General features: G+C 51.7%; 18 protein-coding genes and 1 riboswitch. Of the genes, 12 read left to right on the top strand and 6 right to left on the bottom strand.

Annotated features, from left to right (window positions below):
* The first annotated feature begins 286 nt into the window (after positions 1–286).
* Positions 287–1,045, top strand: coding sequence for a MerR family transcriptional regulator (locus HP435_RS07380; protein ID WP_173598407.1), 759 nt, complete (start codon positions 287–289; stop codon positions 1,043–1,045).
* 211 nt (positions 1,046–1,256) lie between these two features.
* The gene (htpG, locus tag HP435_RS07385; protein WP_173598406.1) at positions 1,257–3,137 is read left to right on the top strand and encodes a molecular chaperone HtpG; all 1,881 of its coding nucleotides are present in this window, start codon (positions 1,257–1,259) and stop codon (positions 3,135–3,137) included.
* Positions 3,138–3,473: 336 nt separating this feature from the next.
* On the opposite strand, the gene HP435_RS07390 is transcribed toward htpG, so the two are convergent.
* Positions 3,474–4,220: a DUF5701 family protein gene (locus tag HP435_RS07390; RefSeq protein WP_229049847.1), complete on the bottom strand. Its 747-nt coding sequence runs from the start codon at positions 4,218–4,220 to the stop codon at positions 3,474–3,476.
* Between the two features lie 139 nt (positions 4,221–4,359).
* Here HP435_RS07390 and HP435_RS07395 point away from each other — a divergent pair, with 139 nt between their 5' ends.
* Positions 4,360–5,064 carry a MerR family DNA-binding transcriptional regulator gene (locus HP435_RS07395; RefSeq protein WP_122962992.1) on the top strand — a complete coding sequence of 235 codons (705 nt, stop codon included), beginning with the start codon at positions 4,360–4,362 and terminating at the stop codon, positions 5,062–5,064.
* A 39-nt stretch (positions 5,065–5,103) separates the two neighbouring features.
* Here HP435_RS07395 and HP435_RS07400 read toward each other — a convergent pair whose 3' ends face one another.
* The 3 genes from HP435_RS07400 to HP435_RS07410 all read right to left on the bottom strand — a co-directional run bounded on the left by HP435_RS07400 (position 5,104) and on the right by HP435_RS07410 (position 9,898).
* Positions 5,104–5,943 carry a putative bifunctional diguanylate cyclase/phosphodiesterase gene (locus HP435_RS07400; RefSeq protein WP_122962993.1) on the bottom strand — a complete coding sequence of 280 codons (840 nt, stop codon included), beginning with the start codon at positions 5,941–5,943 and terminating at the stop codon, positions 5,104–5,106.
* Positions 5,944–6,092: 149 nt separating this feature from the next.
* On the bottom strand, positions 6,093–6,809 hold the full coding sequence (locus HP435_RS07405; protein ID WP_122962994.1) for a response regulator transcription factor: 717 nt from the start codon (positions 6,807–6,809) through the stop codon (positions 6,093–6,095).
* 146 nt (positions 6,810–6,955) lie between these two features.
* Positions 6,956–9,898, bottom strand: coding sequence for a response regulator (locus tag HP435_RS07410; RefSeq protein ID WP_173598405.1), 2,943 nt, complete (start codon positions 9,896–9,898; stop codon positions 6,956–6,958).
* 124 nt (positions 9,899–10,022) lie between these two features.
* Between HP435_RS07410 and HP435_RS07415 the strand changes: the two genes are divergently transcribed.
* Both HP435_RS07415 and HP435_RS07420 read left to right on the top strand, forming a co-directional pair.
* Entirely contained in the window at positions 10,023–10,361 is a 339-nt protein-coding gene (locus HP435_RS07415) for a hypothetical protein (RefSeq protein WP_122962996.1), read from the top strand.
* Positions 10,362–10,381: 20 nt separating this feature from the next.
* Positions 10,382–11,983, top strand: coding sequence for a sigma-54 interaction domain-containing protein (locus tag HP435_RS07420; RefSeq protein WP_173598404.1), 1,602 nt, complete (start codon positions 10,382–10,384; stop codon positions 11,981–11,983).
* Positions 11,984–12,084: 101 nt separating this feature from the next.
* Here the strand turns inward: HP435_RS07420 and HP435_RS07425 are convergent, their stop codons facing one another.
* Positions 12,085–13,458: an amino acid permease gene (locus HP435_RS07425; RefSeq protein WP_122962998.1), complete on the bottom strand. Its 1,374-nt coding sequence runs from the start codon at positions 13,456–13,458 to the stop codon at positions 12,085–12,087.
* Positions 13,459–13,858: 400 nt separating this feature from the next.
* Positions 13,859–13,958, bottom strand: a riboswitch (glycine riboswitch).
* A 405-nt stretch (positions 13,959–14,363) separates the two neighbouring features.
* On the opposite strand from HP435_RS07425, the gene HP435_RS07430 reads away from it, so the two are divergent.
* From HP435_RS07430 to HP435_RS07460, 7 genes are all read left to right on the top strand, one after another.
* Complete coding sequence (locus tag HP435_RS07430) at positions 14,364–15,509, top strand: iron-containing alcohol dehydrogenase (protein WP_122962999.1); 1,146 nt, start codon at positions 14,364–14,366, stop codon at positions 15,507–15,509.
* 14 nt (positions 15,510–15,523) lie between these two features.
* Complete coding sequence (locus HP435_RS07435) at positions 15,524–16,906, top strand: hypothetical protein (protein ID WP_122963000.1); 1,383 nt, start codon at positions 15,524–15,526, stop codon at positions 16,904–16,906.
* Entirely contained in the window at positions 16,903–18,342 is a 1,440-nt protein-coding gene (locus tag HP435_RS07440; protein WP_122963001.1) for an NAD-dependent succinate-semialdehyde dehydrogenase, read from the top strand. Before HP435_RS07435 ends, HP435_RS07440 begins: the two co-directional genes overlap by 4 nt.
* Before the next feature lie 294 nt (positions 18,343–18,636).
* On the top strand, positions 18,637–19,380 hold the full coding sequence (locus tag HP435_RS07445; RefSeq protein WP_122963002.1) for a metal ABC transporter ATP-binding protein: 744 nt from the start codon (positions 18,637–18,639) through the stop codon (positions 19,378–19,380).
* Positions 19,380–20,240, top strand: coding sequence for a metal ABC transporter permease (locus HP435_RS07450; RefSeq protein ID WP_173598403.1), 861 nt, complete (start codon positions 19,380–19,382; stop codon positions 20,238–20,240). The genes HP435_RS07445 and HP435_RS07450 overlap by 1 nt, the downstream gene beginning before the upstream one ends.
* 18 nt (positions 20,241–20,258) lie before the next feature.
* Complete coding sequence (locus HP435_RS07455; RefSeq protein ID WP_173596131.1) at positions 20,259–21,203, top strand: metal ABC transporter substrate-binding protein; 945 nt, start codon at positions 20,259–20,261, stop codon at positions 21,201–21,203.
* A 211-nt stretch (positions 21,204–21,414) separates the two neighbouring features.
* Complete coding sequence (locus HP435_RS07460; protein WP_122963004.1) at positions 21,415–22,134, top strand: YebC/PmpR family DNA-binding transcriptional regulator; 720 nt, start codon at positions 21,415–21,417, stop codon at positions 22,132–22,134.
* A gap of 314 nt (positions 22,135–22,448) precedes the next feature.
* On the opposite strand, the gene HP435_RS07465 is transcribed toward HP435_RS07460, so the two are convergent.
* On the bottom strand, positions 22,449–23,399 hold the full coding sequence (locus HP435_RS07465; protein ID WP_173598402.1) for an ABC transporter substrate-binding protein: 951 nt from the start codon (positions 23,397–23,399) through the stop codon (positions 22,449–22,451).
* Positions 23,400–23,407: the final 8 nt, after the last annotated feature.

Here is a 23,407-nt window from a genome sequence, read left to right on the forward strand (position 1 = left end):
GCCAACTCAGGCGAATGTCCAAAGGCTGCTCGAACAGGAAAGCGGGCTGCAAAGGCAATAAGGCTGATCTGTATCGGTAGAAATGGCTGCCAACTGATGGCAAAGCAGATTTGGCAGCGAGCCTGCAAGTATAGGAATGGAAAATTTGGAAAAACTGATTACCATACACTGTTAACCACCTTTTTCAACCCTCGCGGATGTTTGCGGGGGCTTTTTTTATGAAAAAAACGCTGGACTCTCCGCTTGGGGGAGTCTTTACACTAGAGGAGAAAGGAGGGCGGACAGCGTGCTGTACACAGTTAAGGAAGTAGCGGAGCTTTCCCGCGTGACGATCAAGACGTTGCACCATTACCACCGGATTGGCCTGCTCATTCCGGGCGAGATCAGTGAAGCGGGCTATCGGTTGTACGGCGACAAAGAGCTTGCGCGTTTGCAGCAAATTTTGTTTTACCGCGAACTGGATTTTCCGCTGCAAAAGATTCGCGAGCTGCTTGATGGAGAGCCGGAGCGAGAGCTTGTGTTGCAAGAACAGGAACAGCAGCTTTTGGCCCGACAAAACAGGTTGGAAGAGGTTATACGCACGCTGCAAAAAACGCTGGCGTGCCTGCGAGGAGGAAAAGGAATGGATAACCAAGCGATGTTTCAAGGGTTCAGCAGTGAGGAAGAGTGGAGAGCAGCTCTGCAGGAGCAAAGCGAGCATTTGCAGGAAACGTACGGATACGATCTGGCACAGGAAGCTTCCATCGACGTGGCGAAGATGAATGAACAAGCGCAGGAAGCCGAACGGTTCATGGCGCAGATGGCTGCCGCATTGCGCGATGGAGTCAAGCATACGGATGCGAAGCTGCATCAGTTGATCGGGGAGCATCTGCGCTTTATGCATGAGCACGGGCATTCGCTTACTCCGTACGAGTTTGCCGGGCAGACTCGGTTTTTCCTGCAAGACGACTTCCATTTGCAGATGCTGGAGGGGCAGCAGACAGGACTTGCCTATTTTCTGGCGATCGCAGCCGAAGCGTATGCGGCTCATGCAAAAGCAGAGTAGGGAAAGAGAGAAGGGACCATTGAGAACGATGGTCCTTTTTCTTTTGGTCTTTTGGGCAAAAAGCTTGTGCGGCGTTCAGGGAATAATTTACAAAAAACAGGGGCGGTATATTGACAGAAAAATCTAGGACTGTTATAAAAAATAGTGGATAGCACTCTCGCGGTGAGAGTGCTAACAATTGTGTGTGGCAAAATAGAAGGGAGAATGGCCGATGGAAAAAAAGCAGTTTCAGGCTGAATCGACGCGACTGTTGGAAATGATGATCCACTCCATTTACACGCAAAAAGAGATTTTCCTGCGTGAGCTGATTTCCAACGCAAGCGATGCGATTGACAAAATCTATTACCGCTCGCTGACGGATGATCAGCTGGTGTTCGATAAAGACAATTACTTCATTAAAATTAGCGTGGACAAGGCTGCCCGCGAATTGACGATTACCGATACGGGAATCGGCATGACCGCTGAAGAGTTGGAAAACAACTTGGGCGTGATCGCCAAAAGCGGTTCCCTGGCCTTCAAAAAAGAAAACGATGCCAAAGACGGCTACAATATTATCGGGCAATTCGGGGTGGGCTTCTACTCTGCCTTCATGGTCGCTGACGTCGTAACGGTCACGAGCAAAGCGCTGGGGGCAGACACAGGCTACAGATGGCAATCCAGCGGAACCGATGGTTATACGATCGAGCCTTATGCAAAAGATGAGGTCGGCACTACGATCACTCTCAAAATCAAAGAGAATACGGAAGAAGAACGCTACGATGAGTTTTTGGAAGAGTATCGCTTGAAGGCGATTATCAAAAAATACTCGGACTTCATTCGCTACCCGATCAAGATGGACGTGACGAAGCATCAGCCGAAAGAAGGCAGCGACAGCGAGTTTGAGGAAGTGCAAGAAGAGCAGACGGTCAACAGCATGGTGCCGATCTGGCGCAAGAACAAAAACGAGCTGACTGACGAAGACTACGAACAGTTTTATGTAAGCAAGCATTACGGTTTCGACAAGCCGCTTGCACACGTTCACGTCAGCGCGGATGGAGCGGTCGTCTATCAGGCGATTTTGTACATCCCGGAAAGCATTCCGTTCGACTACTACTCCAAAGAGTATGAAAAAGGTCTGGAGCTGTACGCCAATGGTGTACTGATCATGAACAAATGTGCCGACCTGCTGCCAGATTACTTCAGCTTCGTCAAAGGGATGGTCGATTCGGAAAGCCTGTCTCTCAACATTTCCAGGGAAATGCTGCAGCATGACCGCCAGTTGAAGCTGATCGCGAAAAACATCTCCAGCAAAATCAAGGGCCAACTGCAAAGCATGCAAAAAAATGAGCGGGAGAAGTACGAAAAGTTTTACGAAGCGTTCGGCAGACAGCTGAAATACGGCGTATACAGCGATTTTGGCACACACAAGGACACGCTTCAGGACTTGCTCATGTTCTACTCTTCCAAAGAGAAAAAGCTGGTGACGCTGGCCGAGTACGTCGAGAGAATGCCGGAAGACCAGAAGTACATCTACTATGCGACAGGGGAATCCAACGAGCGCATCGAAAAACTGCCGCAAACCGAGCTGGTATCCGACAAAGGCTATGAAATCCTTTATTTCACAGAGGATATCGACGAGTTCGCGATCAAGATGCTGCGCACCTACAAAGACAAGGAGTTCCGTTCCGTCTCCAGCGCCGACCTGGGAATTGAACCGGACGAGCAGGACAAGGCCGCAGACGCTGAAAATGAAGACAACCAGGAGCTGTTCGCTTACATGAAGAGCCTGCTCGAAGGCAAAGTTGCAAGCGTAAAAGCATCCAAGCGTCTCAAATCCCATCCAGTCTGCCTGTCGACAGAAGGAGATGTCACGATCGAGATGGAAAAAGTGCTGAACGCCATGCCGAACAGCCAAGGCGTGAAGGCGCAAAAGGTGCTGGAGATCAACGTGAACCATGACGTGTTCCAGTCGCTGAAGGCCGCTTTCGGTCAAGACAAGGAAAAAGTGAATTTGTACACAGCGGTGCTTTACCATCAGGCGCTGCTGATCGAAGGCTTGCCGATTGAAGATCCGGTCGCGTTCACGAACGATATTTGCAAAATGATGGTATAGCAAAAAGGGGGATGCATGAGGCATCCCCTTTTTTGGCTGGAAATAATCGCTTGCGAAAAGCACATCGCGCATCGCGGTTTTCTTGCATTCGCCGAGTGTGGACGGGAAGATGGAAGCAACAAAGGAGAATCGTTCCCAAGCGCTCTTGGCGTGTAGCGATCCAGTCCGGTTCGTGATGGAGGTCGGAAAATGCGGGCTGAGCAGCTGCAAAAGGCGCTTGCGACCGATGCAGATGAACTGCGCAGCCTTGCGGGAGTTCCGCACGCGACAGTAGCGAAAAAGCATTGCCCAGGTGGAAGCGCACGTCATCAACGGAGTTACGCTAAAGTAAAACCGTTAGCTGTTGTGGGAGCAAACCTTAAAGCTGCCTTCAAGGTTTTTTTCGTTTGCGATGTTGTCCGTTCCTATGCGCTCCAGACATGAGGCTGAGCCTAGCCACGTATGCGGGTTACCTGCCCAGCACCATCCGAGCTTCGGCTTGCCTTGACTGATCCACAGGGCCGTTACGCGCCGATCGCCACAACGGGAGCCGAGCAGGGAAAAACCGTTGTTCTTTTTCAACAGCTCAGGAAAGTGGGTAACGAGGGCAATGCCTTCCTCCAGAGTAAGCGGAGAGCGCCCTTGGGCCAAAAGGCGGGGCAGGGCGTCGTTCGGCGTGACGTTGAGCGTTTGTCGTCCGGTATCAATGTCAGCCAAAAGATAGGCGACTCCGGCAGGCAACGCGATTCCATCGATCGGCTTGAAGCGGCACATATCCTGCTCATCCATGACGCTAAAGCCTGCCTTTTTCTGGCGCTCCACGAGTTGGATGGCACGGCTGCTGTCGACCCACTCGCTTTTTACGACGAGGGCAAAAGGAGCATAGCCTTCAGGCAGTTCCGTCTCATTCGTCCACGGAGGAAGCGAGGCTGCTTTGTCCTTCAACGGTTCCAGTTGCTTGCGGAATGCGCTCTCTGTCATCCGGGCAATGCCAGGATACCCTTTTGCAACGAGATTGGTAACTTGGCGTTCAAATTCCATTTCCAACAGGTCAAAGACGATGGGAAACCCCTCCTTCGATATGCGCATCACTAACGAGGACATTTTTCCTTTTCATCTTACAACATGGATGCTAATTCGAAGGTTTGGTCAGAAGTTTTGTTGAATAAATAGGGGAGAGTTGCTCAAACGTTATAAGCGGGCTTTAAACCAGGAACAAATGAAGAGAGGGGTCCACGGAAAAATGCGGCCGATTGACATTGCGCGAAAATTGAAGCTGAGCACAAGCGCCTTGCGCAACTACGAAGCGCAAGGACTTGTTCCGCCAGTGGAACGGTCTGCGGGCGGCTATCGTTTGTATACCGCCGAGCACGTTGCCTATTTTACTTGTATACAGGCTATGTCGCCCGGGTTCGGGATGGAGGTGACTGCGGAAGTTGTGCGGAACGTTCAAGCAAGGCAGCTCGATGCGGCGCTATGGCGCGTGAATGAGGTGCAAGCCCTTTTGCAACGGGACAAGCAACTGGCAGAAAGCAACATGCGGATGTTCTGCGAGCTGGATGGCAAGCAAACGCAAGCAGAATCTGGCGAAGCGTGGCTGACGATCAAGGAAGCTTCCCGAAAAACAGGGCTTCCCAGCTCGACGATTCGCCATTGGGAGAAAACAGGGCTGATTACAACCACGCGCGATCCGCAAAATGGCTATCGGTTGTTCAATCGCTCGCATATCCGAAAAATTATGCTTTTGCAAGCGTTGCGCGCGCAGGTGTATTCGCCAACGGTTGTAGAGCTGAAAAATGCCATTGCTCACATGAGGGAAGACGATGTTTTAGAGGCGAGAAAAATCGCCACGGACTCCTTGCAGTATTTGCATCGGGTCAACTGCTGGCAAATGCGCGGAATCCATGCTCTCTATGATCTGTGCCGATTGGTAAAGCTGGTTGAATGAGAGGAGGGTGCCTTCGGTTCGGTAACCGAAGCTTTTTCATCATGTATGCAGAAACTTGTTTTCCTGCTTCCATTCTACTTTGCGGAAAAACAGGGGCAACTCGCTTTCGTGCAACGGTTTGCTGATCAGAAAGCCTTGCACAAAATCACATTTCCACTTTTGCAGGCTATGGAGCTGTTCAAACGTCTCGATGCCTTCAGCGACGACAGTGAGCCCCAGTTTGCGCGCCAGTGAAATGATCCATTCGACGAGTACCGTTCCTTCATAATGATTGGCAATATGAGCGACAAATGACCGATCGACTTTAATAGTTGAGAGGGGGAGAGTCGTGATGTATTCAAGCGAGGAGTATTCCGTCCCGAAATCATCCAATACGATTTTGATGCCGTGGTTAGCGAATTTTTTCAAAGTATCGATCCGTCTGTCCTTGAGCGAGATTCTGTCCCGTTCTGTCAATTCCAGCTCCAATGATTGAGGGGAGAGAGCTGTTTTCTGCAAAATGCCGCATACCCGATCGAAGAAGAGAGAGTCTTGCAATTGCAGGCCCGAGATGTTGACTGACATGACGGAAGTGGGCATGTACTTTTCTTGAATTTGCTTGTTTTTTTGGCAAGCGGTCTGGATGACCCAGTCACCGATGGAATAAATCAGTCCGATCTCTTCGGCGAGCGGGATAAATTCCGTAGGGGAGATCGGTCCGAAGAGCGGATGGTGCCATCTGAGCAAAGCTTCAAAACCGCGTACGTTGCCAGAGACGGTTTCGAACTGCGGTTGGTAATGCAAAGTCAGCTGTTCAAGCCGTACTGCTTCTTGCAAATCATTGGCCAGTCTCAGCTTGTGCTCCAGATCCTCGCTCGTCAGTAACGATGTAAACTCCATGTTTTATTTACCCTCCATTTTGCGTCCATTTCTTCTGGGATTGATTATGCACGGGATGTATTAGATAAGTTTCTGTCTATGTATTAGGATAGTGTGAAATAATCTCAAAAAAATAGCACCATCTCGCAGGAGACGATGCCATTTGTCTGCTAGTTTTTAGAAACGAACTTGTATCCTACACCCCAAACGGTGCGGATGTATTTCGGTTCCTTCGGATTGTCTTCGATTTTTTTGCGCAGGTTGGCGATGTGAACATCGATGGCCCGATCTGTCACAAAAGAATCGAAACCGCGCAGTTCGTAGAGCAATTCCTCCCGACTGAATACTTTTCCCTCATTTGTAATGAACAGACGCATAATCTCAAATTCGGAAAAAGTCGTTTCGACGTGAAACTGATTGACAAAGATCGCCCTGCGCTCCAAATCGAGCAGGAAAGTATTCTCGGAACTCGCGACTGCTGTGTCAGCCTGTTCCCCGCTTTCTGGGGCAGCAGGCTGTTGGTATTGGTGGGTTCGTCTGATCATGGCTCCGATTTTTGCGGAAATCTCTCGCAAGGAAAAAGGCTTGCAAATATAATCGTCCGCTCCAGCTTGCAAAGCCTCTACGCGATCGGATACGTCTGTCTTCATCGAGACAATCAGGATGGGAGCAACGGAAAAGGTGCGCAGCTCGCTGCATATCCTGGTACCGCTCATATCCGGCAGAATCATGTCCACGAGGATGACATCCGGAGCAAATGATTGCGCCATGTCCAAGCCTTTCTGTCCATGATCCGCTATTTTTACAGAATAGCCTTCTTCGGTTAAATACATGGCCAGCATTTCGCCCATAATCTGATCGTCTTCGATAATCAATAGGTTGTACATCAGATTCCTCACTCTTTCTGGGAGAAAGTTATTCGTAAAAATGGGAAAGAGCTAGCAATTTTTCGTTTTTTCCTAATACTTTTCTCATATTTTAGCAAAAAAGCGAGGAGAATGGACCTAATTTCATGAAAAATGCTAAAAAAATGTTAGGAGATTGCCAGAGTTTCTTGCCATTCGTTTGCTAACGCTAACACTTCGTTCAACTGCCATTCCAGCTCGCTCATAAATTCTTGATAATCGTTCGGATTTACAGAAGCAGAAAGCTGCGCCTCCATTTTTCTTGATAAAAGAAGCAATCTTTGTGCAGACAAATTTCCCGCAACACCACTGAGAGTGTGAATCATTCTTCTTGCTTCCTGGAAGTTTCCTGCGAGAAACGCCGTTTGGAGGTTTGATGTAAAATCCGAATATTCTTTAGTGAATGAACGGAGAATTTGCGTGTATATCGGGATTTTTCCATCCAGTCGCTCCAGTGCGAGCGAAACATCCAGACAAGGTACGGGAATTGCTCGCTTCAATGTTTCCTTCATCTCGCCCAAATGAATCGGCTTGGTAATGACGCCGTTCATCCCCGAACGGTAGCAATTGTCGTGTTCGGCTTTAATGACGCTCGCCGTCATCGCAATAATGGGCAGGCTGGCGTACTGTTTGTGCTGGCGGATGCGGATCGTCGCTTCACAACCGTCTATCTCCGGCATGTGGACATCCATGAGAATCAGGTCCCATTTTCTCGTCTCCAAAAGCTCCAGCACTTCTTGCCCGTTTTTGGCAACGGTCACAGCGTAACCTTCGCGCCGGAGGAACTCGACCGCTACCAGCTGATTGATCTCGTTGTCCTCTGCCAGCAAAATTTTGCCGCGATATCCGGGGAAGAGGACGTTTTCGTAAGGAGCGGACTGCGGCTTCTGCAAAGTCTCGGTCACATGTGTTTCCTTGTGCTCCTGTGCCCCCAGTATCGCGCGCGCTACATCCATCCGGTTAATCGGCTTGATCAGAACAGCGTCAGGCTGGGCGGATTCCTCCAGGGAGGCCAGCTCGTCGCGGCCGTACTCCGTCGTCATGGCAATTGTCGCTGCGTCGCATAGCTCGGCGAGCGCGTGCAGCCGCTGCAACGATTCTACGCCGTACATGTCTTCCGCTTCCATGTCGACGAACACAAAGCGAAACGGGTTGTGCGCTTCAGCGTGTTCCAACAGCTCGAAAGCCTCTCGCCAGGTGGCGACGCAAATAGGCGAAAAGTTTAAGCCAAACAACATGTCAGCCATGCTGCTTCGCATTTTGTCGTGATTTTCCACAATCAGGACACGCTGGCCTTCGTAGCCCGGTGGCAGCATGGAGCCAGGGCTTTCGCTTTCCCGCCAAGGCGCGTGTTCAAACGGGAGGGTGAAGGAGAAGCAGCTTCCTTTGCCGATTGCGCTAGTCACTTCGAGAGTGGCGCCCATCATCTCGACGAGACTGCGCGAGATGACCAGACCAAGTCCTGTGCCGCCGTATTTTCTGCTCGTCGTGCCATCTGCCTGTGTGAACGGTTCAAACAGCTTGTCGAGCTGATCTTCCGACATGCCGATGCCTGTATCCTCTACGGCAAAATGCAAGTACAGCAGTCGTCCTTCTTCTTTTTCCAGCGTGATTCGCACAGAGACGTATCCTTGCTCGGTAAACTTGATGGCGTTGTGGCACAGATTGAGCAACACTTGCTCGAGCCGATGCTGGTCCCCGATCAGTTTGGGCAACATTTTCGGCGGCAGATCGAGAATGATTTCGATTTGCTTCGTCCCGAGGTAAATGCTCAGCATGTGCGAGAGCCGCCGGACAAAATCGTCGAGGTCAAAGCTTGCCTTTTCCAGCTCCAGCTTGCCAGCCTCGATCTTGGAAAAGTCGAGAATCTCGTTAATGAGGCGGAGCAATACTTGGGAGGAAGACAGCACCTTGTCCAAGTAATCTTTTTGCATCACCGTCATCACCGTTTTCTGCATCAGTTGGGACAGTCCGATGATCCCGTTGAGCGGGGTGCGGATTTCGTGACTCATCCGCGCCAAAAAGTCGGTTTTCGCCTTGCTCGCTTCCTCCGCTTCTTCTTTGGCTGCCCGCAGTTCGGCCTGAATCCGCCGCTGTTCCTTTAACATGAAGTGCAGCAAAAGCGAGAGCAGACTGACCAGAACGAAAATGGAAACTTTGGTAATCAGGCTGGACAAGTCTTGTACAGAGTTCAATTGTCCGAGCGCTTCGCTGGCAGGCAGTACGGCTGCGACAGACCAGCCCGTGGAAGAGACAGGGGAGTAGCCGATGTAATAGTTGTTGCCGTCGATGGAGACGAGTTGCAACCCTTTTTGTCCAGCGACCATGCTTTGTCCGATTTTGGCCAGATCGCCTGGTTGTTCCGTCAGCTTGTGCCGGCTGACAAGCTCCGGATTCGGATGGTACATGATCGTTCCGTCTTTGGAAACCAGGATGGCGTAGCCCGATTCCCCGATCGGGTACGTGCCGAGCATTTGCGGAATGTCGTCGAGCAAAATATCGATGGCGACGAAGCCCAGCAGCCTTTCGTTTTCCTCAATCTTCATGGTGCCGCTGGTCACCATTTTTTTCGTGAGATAATCGGCGTACGGCTCGGAAAAAACGACGTCATTGGAACGGACGGCGTCTGGATACCAGGGGCGTTTGGTGAGCGACCAGTCTTTTCCTGAGAGCGTGTCGGTGTTGCCGATCGTGAAGTTGCCCGCATTGCTGGAAACCCATACAAGGCCCAGGTTGTGGTCCAGCCGCTGGATGCCGTCCAATGCGGTCGCTACGTCCAAGTAATGCGGGCTGGTGAAGGCATGCTCTCGCGTCTGCACGGTTTGCAGGTAGCGCAAGATTGCCTGGTTGGTGCTCATTTGCCTGATCAGCAACGCTTTTTGCGCAAAGAAAGCGTCCATCCGTTCGGCCAGAGCCTGGCTTTGCAGGGTCAGCTTGTTCTCAATCTCGACTTTCATGATCCGGTTGGTTTGGGAGCGCATAATGTAGCCGGACAGGGAGAAGGCGACCACGATGATCAGGAGGATGAGAATGGTCAGTTTTCGGGCATGGCTGACGTGAAAAGTTTTCATGAACGACCTCGCAATCTGTGATGTACGTTGTTTTCATTTTACAACACAAATCTCAAAATCTTCCGGAAAAAGCGCGGCTTGCTCCCGATTCATCTAGTAAAATAGAGAGGAAGGGGTGACAGTCATGTACACCGTATGGAAAGTGAAATACTTGAAAATATCTTCCTACCTCAAACTATGTGTGGGAGCCGGTTTTTCACTGGGTCTCTTGATCGGACTTGTTCAACTGCTTTTTCTGTTTTTGATGCGTGCCACAGAGGGACATTCAGGAGCAAGCGGCATGTGGGACAGCTTGCTTGCCGGCCTGGCGAATGCGGCAGGCACTGTCATCGTCTATACTTTTGGCGCCGCGGTTATCAGTCTTATTTCTTATTTTCCTTTTATGGCTTTTCTCAAACGCAAGCAAGGAATAAAGATCGAAGGAATATTGGAACCATTTGAAGAGAGCGAGATCAGGTCATGACATCATGGAGAGAATCGCACATGCATCCATTGCGTCCAACGATGACGGTCGAGGAAGCCGTCGCCCATTTTACGCCAGACCGGAACGAAGTGCAGGAAGTATACAGTGAAGAAGACGAATTTATCGGCTATTTGACGGTAGAAGCGATCGCCCATGCGATTCATCGCGGGGAATTGACGCGGCCGATTGTCGAATACGTGGTGCCGGAAGTGAGCTTGCCGGATCGAAAGCGGCAGGCAAGCTCGCAGGCGCAGCTTCACGCTTTTTTCGAGAGTCCGATCTGCCAAATCGTGTTCAATGCGCTGTATGACGGCGTGTACATTACAGACGGAGCGGGCATTACTTTGTTCATCAACCAGGCGTACCAGCGCATTACCGGGATTCGCGAAGAAGAGGTCATCGGCAAGCATATGGGCGATTTGATCAAGCAAGGCATGATCTCCGTGTCCGCTTCGCTGGAGACGATCCGCACGCGAAGGCCCGTGACGCTGATCCAGACGATACGCAACAGCCGCAAAATCATCGTTTCCGCGACGCCTGTGCTGTCGTCCGCAGGCGAGATTTTATACATCATCAGCAGTGTCCGGGACATCACCGAGCTGATCCGCTTGAAGCACGAGCTGGATAGTCAAAAGCTGCTGCAAAGCGATGTGCCCCCTGCCGATCAGATGGGGCTGGAAGATGTTGTGCTCGGGCCAGCGACGCGCTCGCTTTTCCGCCTGGCTGACAAGGTCGCCAAGACAGATGCAAAAATTTTGTTGCAGGGCGAGACGGGTGTAGGGAAAAGCATGATTGCGAAATACATCCACGCCAGGAGCAGTCGAGCCAACGAAATTTTTATGGAGTTGAACTGCGCGGCAATCCCGGGCCATCTGGTGGAGGCTGAGCTGTTTGGCTACGAGCCGGGTGCGTTTACGGGAGCGCTCAAGCAAGGCAAGGTCGGCATTTTGGAAAGCGCCCATCGCGGTACGCTTTTTCTCGACGAGATTGGCGATTTGCCGCTGGAGCTGCAAGTCAAGCTGTTGAAGGTCGTGGAGGAAAGCAAATTCATGCGCGTCGGCTCCACGCAAGTGCGACATGTAGATGTGCGGATCATCACGGCGACTCATCGGGATTTGGCTACGCTGGTGCGGGAAGGGTTGTTCCGCGAGGATTTGTACTATCGGCTGAACATCGTCACTTTCGAGGTTCCACCGCTGCGGCAGCGCCGGGAAGAGATTGTCCCGCTGCTTGAGTCCTATCTGGAAAAATTCAACGAAAAGTACAACGAGCAAAAAACGATGACGCTGGAGTGTTACGAGTGGCTGACCAACTACAGTTGGCCGGGGAACATCCGGGAGCTGGCGAACCTGGTCGAGCGGCTGGTTGTCACGACTTTTCACAACACGATTGACGTGGGAGATTTGCCCGGCTTTTTGCAACAGGTGTTTCCGCAAACGGAGCCGACGTCGTTGCGCGATGCGGTGGCACGACTGGAGCGCAGCATGATCAGCCAAGCGATCCAGACGCACCGGACGACCAGATTGGCAGCAGAAGCGCTTGGGATCAGCCAAAGTGCGCTCGTCCAGAAGATGAAAAAGTGGCAGCTGCACATCGGCAGCGAACCGGAGTTGAACGAATAGGAAAACATCCCGCGAGCGCCTGACGCCATCGCGGGATGTTTGTTTTACTCATGCAGCCACATTCGTTCATGAATGTGGTTTTTGGTTGTGTCGCTTACCGCTTACGAGTTTTCGGCAATTTTGACCTGATCGACTTTCGCTTTGCGCAGCTTGTAAATCACCACGAGCATGATGAACCAGACAGGTGTGATGAACAAGGCAACGCGCGTGTCTTCAGCAAGTGCGAGCACGACGAGAATGAACGCGAGAAAAGCGAGAATCAAGTAATTGGCAAACGGATAGAGCGGCATTTTGAATTTGTTTTGCGCTGCCAGCTCTGGTCTTGTCTTGCGGTATTTCAGGTGGCAAATGACCGTAATGCCCCAGATGAACAGGAAGCAAACCGTCGAGACACTCGTGATCAGCGTGAAGACGCCTTCTGGCATGATGTAGTTCAATACAACGGCGATGAGAATGACGACGGTAGAGAAGAACAGGGCATTGGCAGGAACTTGGCGAGTCGTGAGCTTGGTCATGGCCGCAGGCGCGTTTTGTTCTCTGCCCAAAGAGTAGACCATCCGGCTTGTACTGAAGACGGCGCTGTTACATGCCGAAGCGGCGGAGGTCAGTACGACAAAGTTGACGATTCCCGCAGCGGCAGCAATTCCGATTGCGGCAAACACTTGCACGAACGGGCTTTCTGTCGGAACGATCGCACTCCATGGGTAGATGCTCATAATCACGATCAGCGCACCGACGTAGAACAGCAAGACGCGGATCGGAATGTTGTTGATCGCTTTTGGAATGACGCGCTCAGGATTTTCTGTCTCTCCGGCAGTCAGCCCGACCAGTTCAATGCCGACGAACGCGAAGACGACCATCTGGAACGAAAGTAAGAAGCCGTTGATTCCGTTCGGGAACATCCCGCCATGGCTCCACAAGTTCGTGAAGCTGGAAGCGCCGGAGTTGGTAGAGAAGCCTTTGACGATCATGACGATACCGACGACGATCAAGGCGAGAATCGCGATGACTTTTACCAGCGCGAACCAAAACTCCATTTCTCCGAACAGCTTCACGGTTGCCAGGTTCATGAAAAGTAAAATTACGAGGGCAATCAACCCCGGCATCCATTGCGGCACTCCCGGAAACCAATACTGTGTGTACAAGCCGACAGCCGTCAAATCGGCCATGGCAATCGAAATCCAGCAAAACCAATACGTCCAGCCTGTGACGAACGCAGCCATGTTTCCGAGGTAGTCTTTTACGAAGTCGACGAAGGAATGGTAGTTCAGGTTGCTCAGGAGAAGTTCACCGAGCGAGCGCATGATCAAAAAGCAAATAATCCCAGTAATCAGGTACGCAAACAAAATGGATGGCCCGGCGAGGTGAATGGATTTTCCCGCACCCAGAAATAGTCCGGTACCAATGGCTCCACCGATTGCGATGAGTTGAACGTGTCTGTTTTTCAGACCTCTCGCCAATTTTTGTTGTTCCATGTGATCCCCCTCTTTCTCTCTGTCTGATTCTGCACAGTTACTTGGAAAGACAACTACTTGCTCGACGACTTTTTCTTCACAAAAGTTTATGGTTCTTTATAATTCTCATAGTAACATAGCTGTACAGAATAAATACATCATTAAGTTACTTCCAACGGAAAAAACGCTTACATTTTTCAGTGAGTCCTTATTTTTTGCTGTTTGCTTCCGGTTGCTCCCTCCTTGTTTGCCCGAGTGGGGATGTGGCTGTTCCCCTGAAAGCGCAGCGATTTCTAGCAGCAATCCTATTTTTCGCCAATAAAAAAAGGAACGGGAAAAATAGGCTGGTTCCTATTTTCCTCTGTCCTTTTACCTGAGAGTGTTTAACTCCTTTGGTGGCCAATGGCTCTCTCCAGAGATGCGTCCCATTGCGGTCCTTTTACCTGAGAGATTTGTCCTGGGGGTCAGGATTTGCTCCTTCGGTGCTAAACGGTAAGTTTAGTCTCTCCCGCAATATTCATCCGCGATAGATATTCGCATGCGTTCTTTTGATAGTAAATTATTCCAAATAGCTTGTCAAACGAAAATTGCCAATTAACAGACTATTTTAAGCATAAAACATTTTTGACCGATTGAAGTCCAACAAACAAGGGAGATGGCAAGAATCAACAACAATTTGATTCGAAAACAAATCAATATGATGTATTTTGATTTGAAACATGATCGGTGATCGGATGAAAACGGTTGCTTTTGGTTCCGGGCAAAGCGAGAGTGAAAAATGTGACGAACATGTGAGAAAAGGTGGTTTCGCGAGCGGAAATCTACCATTTCGCCGGAAGCAAACGAGGTTGAGTGCAGCGAATTTTAAGGCTTTGGCACGGGAGTTGCTTTTAAGTGGCAGCACAGAGAAGGGAGAGAGTGACAACATGAACATTTCTACATTTGCTGCTGCGAACAAGCTGGTCACAGGCCGCGATTCGCTGGCATTGCTTGCAGAGGAAGTCGCCCGGCTGGGGGTGCAGCGTCCGCTGATCGTCACCGACCATATTTTGATTCAGGCCGGGGTGGTAGCGCAAGTCGAGGAGCTTTTGCCGATGAAGGCAGGCATCTTCCCGGACGTCAATCCGGAGCCGGAAATCGAAATCGTCGACCTGTGTGTCAGCATGATTCGCGCAGGAAGCTACGACGGGCTGATTGCGGTCGGCGGAGGAAGCGCGATCGACATTGCGAAAGCGGCTGCGGTCATGGCGACTAATGAGGGCAGCATCGAACAGTATTTTGGCACGAATCTGGTCAAGCAGCCGGGCTTGCCGCTGATCGCGATTCCGACCACGGCGGGAACAGGCTCGGAAGTGACCAATATCTCGATTTTGTCCGATACGAAGGAGCAAGTAAAAAAAGGAATTGTAAGCCCTTACTTGCTGCCGGATGTCGCTATCGTCTCGCCGATGATGACGCTGACGTGCCCGCCGAGTGTTACCGCTGCGAGCGGCGTGGATGCGTTGGTGCATGCAGTGGAAGCCTATATTTCCAAGTTTGCCTCCCCAGTCACGGACGCGCTGGCGATTGGCGCGATGAAGCTGATCGCTGTTCACCTGCCAAAAGCGTACGCGGCCCCGGACAACATCGAATCGCGCGAAGCCATGATTACAGCCGCGTTGATGGCGGGTCTTGCCTTCGGAAATGCAGGGGTAGGAGCTGTACATGCCCTGGCTTACCCGCTCGGCGGACGCTTCCACATGGCGCACGGCGTCAGCAACTCGCTGCTTTTGCCTTACGTGATGCGCACGAACAAGATCGCCTGCCTGGAAAAGCTGGGAGACATCGCCCAGGCGCTCGGAGAAAATACAACTGGCCTGAGCCTGGATGAAGCGGCGGAAAAAGCGATCGAAGCGATGACGCGTCTGTGCCGTTACGTGGAAATTCCCCAGTCGTTGCGCGAGTTCAACATCCCTGAGACAGCGCTTGCCGAGATGGCGGAAGAAGCGATGAAGCAGACCCGGCTTTTGAAAAACAATCCCCGCACCTTGCGGAAAAAAGACATAGAAGATATATATCGCGCAGCTTACTAAGAGGGGGATATCACATGAAGTGGAAGCAACGCAAAGATGGTGCAGAGACTCCGTATATTCCGGCTGGCCCGTTCAAAATTCGCCTGCCGTTCGTGCATTATCGTTTTGAATGGCCTGATTACTTGCAAGGATTGCTGATGTGCGCCGTCGATCTCGGCGCCATCACGTTGCTTGCCGATCACCTTGGCATGCCGTTTGAGGTCGGCTTGGCTGTCGTCATTTTAAATGGCTTCTTGTATTTGCTGCACCACTTGCTGGGCGATCCGGTCATTCCGGGCTGGATTACCCCTGCGATTCCGTTGATCGTGCTGTTTGTCGGGCAATTTCCCGAAGGGCCGGATCGGGTGTACGCCCTGATTGCCTTCCAGTTGACGCTTGGGCTGCTATCGATTATTTTGGGCGTCACCGGGCTTGCCAAACGGGTAGTCAACTTCGTGCCGAACGCGATCAAATCAGGCATTATCCTCGGCGCGGGGATTGGCGCGATCACCTCGATTTTTGAAAAAGGCGGGAAGTTCGACCTGTTCCCGTACACGATTGCGATTTGTATCGGTTTCTGCTTTTATCTCGTATTTTCCAAGCATTTTGAAGGATTGAAGCAAAAAGGCAAGCTGTGGGCGCTGCTCGGCAATTTGGGGATTTTGCCTGCGATTTTGTTGGCGGTATTCGTAGCGCCGATCTTCGGGGAAGCGAAGTGGCCGGACATTCAGTGGGGATTCAGCCAACCGGACTTCGCCACGCTCTGGTCGCAGTATACGGTTTTCGGCTTGGGGCTGCCGGCGCTGTCCTTTTTCATCACGGCGCTTCCTGCGGTGTTCGCGACTTACCTTGTCGTCTTTGGCGATGTGCTGAAAACGAAAGCGCTGTTATCCGAATCTGACCAGGTGCGTCTCGATGAAAAAGTCGACTACAATCCTGACCGGGCGCACATGATTTTTGGCGGACGCAACATGCTGATGAGCCTGATCGGACCAGATATTACGATGTGCGGCCCGATGTGGGCAGCGATGCAGGTCGTGGTCGTGGAGCGGTTCAAAAAAGGCAAGCAGGCGATGAACTCCTTTTTCGGGGGCGCAGGCTCTTTCCGCTGGGGAACGAATACAGGTCTGCTGCTGTTGCCGATCGTCAGCCTCGTTCAGCCGATTCTCGGTGTTGCAGTGGCATTGACCTTGCTCGTGCAAGGCTACGTCAGCGTGCGAATTGGCGTGATGCAGGCGCGCAGCCAGCGCGATTTGGGGATCGCCGGAGTCGTCGGAGCCATTCTGGTGATCAAAGGCGCAGCGATGGCTTTTGGCGCGGGAATTTTGCTGTGCGTTTTATTATATGGAAAAGATTGGTTGCGCGGAGAAAAAGAGAAATTGTTTACAGCCAATGAACAGGAGGAAAAAGCGGCGTGAAACAACAAGAGTGGAACAAAGGGATTTACGTGAATGGAACATGGCTGACATTGGACAAGCGCATGATCGTGCAAAATCCGGCGACGCTCGCGACGATTGGCAGTGTGCCGGACGCAGGTGCGGAAGAAGCGAAGCAGGCAGTCGATGCCGCGCAAGCCGCTTTTGCAAGCTGGTCGAAAACGACGGCTTACGAGCGGGCCACTCTTCTGGAGCGCTGGCATCAGGCCATTGAAGCCAGACTCGATGAAATCGCCTACGTGATGACGATGGAGCAGGGCAAGCCGCTTGCAGAAGCGCGGGGCGAGGTGCAGTATGCCAACAGCTACATCAAATGGTACGCGGAAGAAGCGAAGCGGATTTACGGGGAGACGATCCCGTCGTCTGCCGTCTCCAAACGGATCATCGTCCAGAAGCAGCCTGTCGGTGTCGTGGCTGCGGTTACTCCGTGGAACTTTCCGGCGGCAATGATCGCACGCAAGCTCGCTCCGGCGCTTGCCGCAGGCTGCACGGCCGTAGCCAAGCCAGCGGAACAGACGCCGTTGACGGCGCTGTTGCTGGCGGAATGCGCCGAGGAGGCTGGCATCCCCGCAGGTGTGATCAACATCGTCACTACTTCGCGGGCGGGAGAAGTGGTCGACGTCTGGATGGAAGATTCTCGCGTGAAAAAGCTGACGTTTACCGGATCGACGCCTGTGGGCAAGCTCTTGATGAAAAAAGCGGCGGACACCGTGAAAAAGCTGTCTCTGGAGCTGGGCGGTTTGGCGCCGTTCATCGTGGCAGAAGATGCGAATCTCGAAGCGGCTGTCAAAGGCTTGATCCAGTCCAAATTCCGCAACGCCGGGCAAACGTGCATTTGCGCCAACCGGATTTACGTGCACGAGGCTGTGAAAGAACCATTTTTGCAAAGGCTGACAGAAGCGGTCGCTGCGCTGCGCGTAGGTGTCGGGACAGAGGACCATGTCGAGATCGGCCCGCTGATCGATGACAGAGCGGTCAAAAAAGTCCGGCAGCAGGTAGACGACGCTATCTCCAAAGGGGCTGTGCTGCATGGCAATCCGGAGCTGGAAGGTGCGGTCGGCTATTTCTTGAAGCCTGTTGTGCTCTCGGAGGTCACAGACGAAATGCTCTGCATGCAAGAGGAGACGTTCGGGCCGATTGCTCCTGTCAGCACGTACTCCGACGACGCGGACGTCATCAGACGCGCGAATGCGACACCGTACGGACTGGCGGCTTACGTTTTCACCCAGTCGTTGACGCGGGCATTCATGTTCTCGGAAAATCTGGAATACGGCATTGTCGGGGTAAACGACGGGGGGCCATCTGTCGCGCAAGCACCGTTTGGCGGCATGAAGGAAAGCGGTCTCGGCCGGGAAGGCAGTCACCAAGGAATCGAAGAATATTTGGAGGTCAAATACATTTCGCTGCAACTGGTGTAACCAACAGATGGCAAAGTGAATAAACAAAGAGCACAGCGCGTGATATGCGGGCTGTGCTTTTTCTTTATTCCCTAGAAAATGAAATTAAGGGTTGACAGTGAGAACGATTTCCAGTAAATTTTGCATCAGGGAAACATTTTTATACACAAGCATATTATTTTGCCATGGCGAATATTATTGGTTAATAACTACAATTTTGTGTATAAGCATATATAAGTGAGTCGGGACAACCAGAGCGGATGATGTAGCGCAACAGCGAGAATAAAACGACTGATTATTTTTGGAGGGAATCTCATGAATAGTGCTGTGTCAGTCAGAGAGCTTCACGTTTCCTATTTTGGAGTTGAGGTCGTGCAGGGTGTATCGTTTGCGGTTGAGCAGGGCAGCATGGTGGGCATCATCGGCCCGAACGGCGCAGGCAAATCGACCATGATCAAAGCCATGTTGGGGTTGATCGGAAAAGACAAGGGAGACGTCCTGTTTTACGGCAAAGAAGTAAGCGAGGTGCGCAAGAAAATCGCTTATGTGCCGCAGCGAAGCCAAATCGACTGGACGTTTCCGATCACGGTGATGGATACGGTTCTCATCGGAACATATCCAAGCGTCGGATTATTCAAATTTCCGAAAAAAAAGGAAAAGTTGTGGGCGATGGAGTGCCTGCGAAAAGTGGGACTGGAGGACTTCGCCAAGCGGCAGATCGGCGAGTTGTCAGGCGGGCAGCAGCAGCGCGTATTTTTGGCCCGGGCACTGGCGCAAAAACCGGAATTGCTCCTTCTGGACGAGCCGTTTGTCGGAATCGACGTCGCCAGCGAGGAGACGATCATCCATATTTTGAAGGAGCTTCAGCTTCAGGACAAAACGATCGTAGTCGTCCACCACGACTTGAGCAAAGCGAATGCGTATTTCGATCAGCTGCTGCTTTTGAACAAGGAATTGATCAAGTTTGGAGCAGTCGATGAGGTGCTGAACCGGGAAGTCATGTCCAAAGCTTACGCGCATCAACTGCAATTTCTGGAGAAGGCCGAGGTAACTGCGTAATGGAATTTTTACATGCGATCGGACAATATGATTTTTTGCAAAAGGCATTGTTTACATCAGTCGTGGTGGGAATCATTTGCGGGGTCATTGGCAGCTTCATCATTTTGCGCGGGATGTCGTTGATGGGCGATGCCATCTCCCACGCGGTTTTGCCGGGGGTGGCGCTCTCGTATGCCTTCGGGATCAACTTTTTCCTGGGCGCAGTCGCCACCGGGGTGCTTACAGCGATCGGGATCGGATATGTCAGCCAAAACAGCCGGATTAAAAACGATACGGCGATCGGAATTTTGTTCACTTCCGCTTTTGCCTTGGGAATCATCATGATTACGATGCTGAAAAGCAGCACGGACCTGTATCACATTTTGTTCGGGAACGTTCTGGCAGTGCGACCGTCCGACATGTGGGTGACGGTCGGGATCGGCGTGATTGTGATTGTGACCGTCTACGCGTTTTTCAAGGAACTGCTGCTGACGTCCTTCGATCCGACGATTGCGGCGGCGTACGGTCTGCGCAACAATCTGATTCACTATTTGCTGATGACGTTGCTGACGATGGTCACCGTAGCGTCGCTGCAAACCGTGGGAATCGTGCTGGTGGTCGCCATGCTGATTACTCCCGCAGCGACAGCTTATTTGCTGACAGACAGACTGTCGGTGATGATTTTCCTGGCAGCGAGCTTCGGAGTCATTTCAGCGATTATCGGCCTGTACTTCAGCTTTACCTACAACCTGGCTTCGGGGGCAACCATCGTAATGGTGGCGACAGGTTTGTTCCTTCTGGCCTTCCTGTTCTCGAAAAAGCACGGAGTTGTATGGAAATCCATTCGAGTGCGGCAAAAAAGAGCCAAGCTTTCGAAGTAAATAAAAGGAGAACTCGTCATGAAAAAATGGAATCTGTTTCTCGTCTTTCTCATCTCATCCGTCCTGCTCGCCGCGTGCGGTGCGCCGCAAAGTTCCAATCAAGAGGTAAAAACTGGAAATGAAAAGCTGCACGTAGTGACAACGTATTCGATTCTGTATGACATTGTGAAAAATGTGGGCGGAGATCGCGTGGAAATTCACAGCTTGGCTCCGGTCGGCTCGAACCCGCACGAATACGATCCGTTGCCAGCCGACGTGCAAAAAACGACGGATGCCGATGCCGTGTTCTACAACGGCTTGAATCTGGAAGCAGGAAACTCGTGGTTTGAAAAGCTGATGCACACAGCAGGCAAGTCTGGACAAGATGCACCCGTGTTCCGCATGAGTGAAGGCGTAGCCGCCAAGCATTTGACGACAAAAGGCAAAGAGAGCGAAGAAGATCCGCATGCGTGGCTGGATGTGCGCAACGGCATCAAGTACGCGGAAAATGCCAGAGACGCACTGATCAAGGTCGACCCGGCGCACAAGGACACGTACGAGCAAAATGCAAAAGCGTACATCGAAAAGCTGCGCGCTTTGCACGAAGAGGCAGTCAAGCAATACAATCAAATTCCGCGTGAACAGCGCGTTCTCGTAACGAGCGAAGGAGCGTTTAAATATTTCAGCGAAGCATACGATTTCGACGCCGCCTACATTTGGGAAATCAACTCGGAAAACCAGGGAACGCCTGAGCAAGTCAGCCAGGTAGTCGATACGATCCGCGCGAAAAAAATTCCGGCTCTGTTCGTGGAAACGAGCATTGACCCGCGCAGCATGGAGATGGTATCCCGGGAAACCGGCGTGCCGATCGTCGGAAAAGTGTTTACCGACTCGCTCGGCAAGCCAGGCGAAGATGGCGATACGTACATCAAAATGATGGAGTGGAATATTAAGACAATCTACGAAGGCTTGACGAAAAAATAGAAAGCAAGTCGTACACGGCGCAGCTCTCCATCCAGGGGGGCTGTGCTTTTTTAGCCGATGGAGGAGTTGTCCGCAACAAGAGGCGGATGAACTTTTCGAAATGATTTTCTCGTAAAAAAACACGAGATTGAGGTATAATAGTTGAGTGTGAAAATGGACTACGGAGTCTTGCAAGCAATCAATCTGTGACGTTGAAAGAGAGTGGGAATTTATGGGTCGTAAGTGGAACAATATCAAAGAGAAAAAAGCGTCGAAGGATGCGAGCACCAGTCGCGTATATGCCAAGTTCGGGAAGGAAATTTATGTAGCGGCGAAGCAAGGCGAGCCGGACCCAGAGTCGAACCGCGCTCTGAAGGTCGTCCTGGAGCGTGCCAAAACATACAGTGTACCGAAAGCGATTATTGACCGCGCAATCGAGAAAGCCAAGGGCGGATCGGAAGAAAGCTACAGCGAGCTGCGTTATGAAGGCTTCGGCCCGAACGGCTCGATGGTGATCGTGGACGCCTTGACCAACAACGTAAACCGCACAGCGTCTGAAGTGCGCGCCGCTTTCAACAAAAACGGCGGAAACATGGGCGTGACCGGATCTGTCGCTTACATGTTCGACCCGACTGCGGTGTTCGGCCTCGAAGGCAAAACCGCCGAGGAAGTGCTTGAGCTGTTGATGGAAGCCGAAGTCGATGTGCGCGACATTTTGGACGAAGACGGAGCTGTCATCGTCTACGCCGAGCCTGAGCAGTTCCACGCTGTACAGGAAGCGCTGAAAAAAGCGGGCATTACCGAGTTTACCGTAGCGGAGCTGACCATGCTCGCTCAAAACGAAGTAACGCTGGACGAAGAGGCGCAAGCCCAGTTTGAAAAAATGATCGATGCGCTGGAAGACCTGGACGATGTGCAACAGGTGTACCATAACGTTGATCTGGGAGAATAAATATGTCCGTGAAAAAAACCTTTGCTGGCAGTTGCTGCGAAGGTTTTTTTCATGGGCAAAATAAAACCGCCTCCTAAAAGGAGACGGCATATATCGAGCTCGCTAGTTTTGAGGTGTTACCGATCATCACGTGCGACGCATCTACCTCCAGTGTGAAGTTAGAAGCTTATTGCAGTGTTGCGGTTTTCCTTACTCACTAGGTGATCGTGTAAATCATCCATGGCACATCGCCTCCGTTAGGGACTACAGCCTGTTTGAAAACACACCACCGAGCTCGATAAGTATAGTATGGTCCGATTTTGTGCTCTTATACATCATTTCAACATGCGGGCGGAAATCGCGTTCATGAAGGACTGGTTGCTGTAGGCAGTGCCCCCGGCCAAGCCCGGATTGACGGCGTTGACGTATACGCGGCCCTCTTTGGCCACATGCAGGTTGCTCCATTCGCTTTTTTGCTGCAACTGTTCAAAGGCAGCTTCTGCGCCGGGGTCGCTGCTTTTGTCGACCATGACAAACAAATAATCGGGGTCTGTCTGGGCCAGTTGTTCAAGCGTCAGCGATACAGGCTCTTTTGCCTGTTCTACAACGTCTGGTGTCGCCAGCCCGAGATCGGTGTAGAGCAAATAGTTGTACCGTTCGTTTTTCGGGGAGACGACAAAAGCGCCCTCGTGGAACCAGACAGCCAACACCTTTTTATCCTTCAGCGGGGCAAGCTTTTCCCGCGTATTTTCGATGTTGGTTCTTACCTTGCTCACAATCGCATCCACGTTTGCGTCTTTGCCGCGCACTTCAGCCAAAAGCCGCAGGTTGTCTTCCCAGTGCGCTCCGTTCGAGGAAATAGGGATCACGGACGCTGCCTTTTCCAGCGTGGCGCGCTTTTCCGCAGGCGTCTTGTCAGAGGTCAGGATAGTGTCCGGGTAGAGAGCTTTCAGGTCATCAATCCGCTCGACGATGTCTGCCGGGAGCTTTTGCGTATTTTGCGTAATCGAGGCGTATTCCTGCGGGAACGCGCCGGATTTTTCTACCGTTGCGGCGAACGGCGGTATGCCGAGCAAAAGCGAGTCTTCAAAGCTGCTTCGCGAATCGACAAAGGCGATTTGTTTGGTTCGCGCCGGAATTTTATAGGCAGTGCCCAAATATTGAATGGACCTGGTCGGCTTTGCGGCAGGCGAGCCGTCTGCGGTTTGCCCTCCGGAACCCGCGCCGCATGCGGCAAGCAACAGAAAAACAGCCGTCACAGGGATGGCCAGTAGCTTTTTGTACATCTCTCGTC

Origin of the sequence: Brevibacillus sp. HD3.3A (genome assembly GCF_013284375.2) — a bacterium.
In the GTDB taxonomy this organism is placed as follows: Bacteria; Bacillota; Bacilli; order Brevibacillales; family Brevibacillaceae; genus Brevibacillus; species Brevibacillus parabrevis.

Bases quoted from the DNA above. Each gene is read 5' to 3' on its own strand.
- HP435_RS07390 (WP_229049847.1), bottom strand. From the start codon at position 4,220: ATGTCCTCGTTAGTGATGCGCATATCGAAGGAGGGGTTTCCCATCGTC.
- HP435_RS07425 (WP_122962998.1), bottom strand. From the start codon at position 13,458: ATGGAACAACAAAAATTGGCGAGAGGTCTGAAAAACAGACACGTTCAA.
- HP435_RS07445 (WP_122963002.1), top strand. From the start codon at position 18,637: ATGAATAGTGCTGTGTCAGTCAGAGAGCTTCACGTTTCCTATTTTGGA.
- HP435_RS07465 (WP_173598402.1), bottom strand. From the start codon at position 23,399: ATGTACAAAAAGCTACTGGCCATCCCTGTGACGGCTGTTTTTCTGTTG.
- htpG (WP_173598406.1), top strand. From the start codon at position 1,257: ATGGAAAAAAAGCAGTTTCAGGCTGAATCGACGCGACTGTTGGAAATG.
- HP435_RS07400 (WP_122962993.1), bottom strand. From the start codon at position 5,943: ATGGAGTTTACATCGTTACTGACGAGCGAGGATCTGGAGCACAAGCTG.
- HP435_RS07450 (WP_173598403.1), top strand. From the start codon at position 19,380: ATGGAATTTTTACATGCGATCGGACAATATGATTTTTTGCAAAAGGCA.
- HP435_RS07405 (WP_122962994.1), bottom strand. From the start codon at position 6,809: ATGTACAACCTATTGATTATCGAAGACGATCAGATTATGGGCGAAATG.
- HP435_RS07395 (WP_122962992.1), top strand. From the start codon at position 4,360: ATGCGGCCGATTGACATTGCGCGAAAATTGAAGCTGAGCACAAGCGCC.
- HP435_RS07430 (WP_122962999.1), top strand. From the start codon at position 14,364: ATGAACATTTCTACATTTGCTGCTGCGAACAAGCTGGTCACAGGCCGC.
- HP435_RS07410 (WP_173598405.1), bottom strand. From the start codon at position 9,898: ATGAAAACTTTTCACGTCAGCCATGCCCGAAAACTGACCATTCTCATC.
- HP435_RS07415 (WP_122962996.1), top strand. From the start codon at position 10,023: ATGTACACCGTATGGAAAGTGAAATACTTGAAAATATCTTCCTACCTC.
- HP435_RS07435 (WP_122963000.1), top strand. From the start codon at position 15,524: ATGAAGTGGAAGCAACGCAAAGATGGTGCAGAGACTCCGTATATTCCG.
- HP435_RS07420 (WP_173598404.1), top strand. From the start codon at position 10,382: ATGCATCCATTGCGTCCAACGATGACGGTCGAGGAAGCCGTCGCCCAT.
- HP435_RS07460 (WP_122963004.1), top strand. From the start codon at position 21,415: ATGGGTCGTAAGTGGAACAATATCAAAGAGAAAAAAGCGTCGAAGGAT.
- HP435_RS07455 (WP_173596131.1), top strand. From the start codon at position 20,259: ATGAAAAAATGGAATCTGTTTCTCGTCTTTCTCATCTCATCCGTCCTG.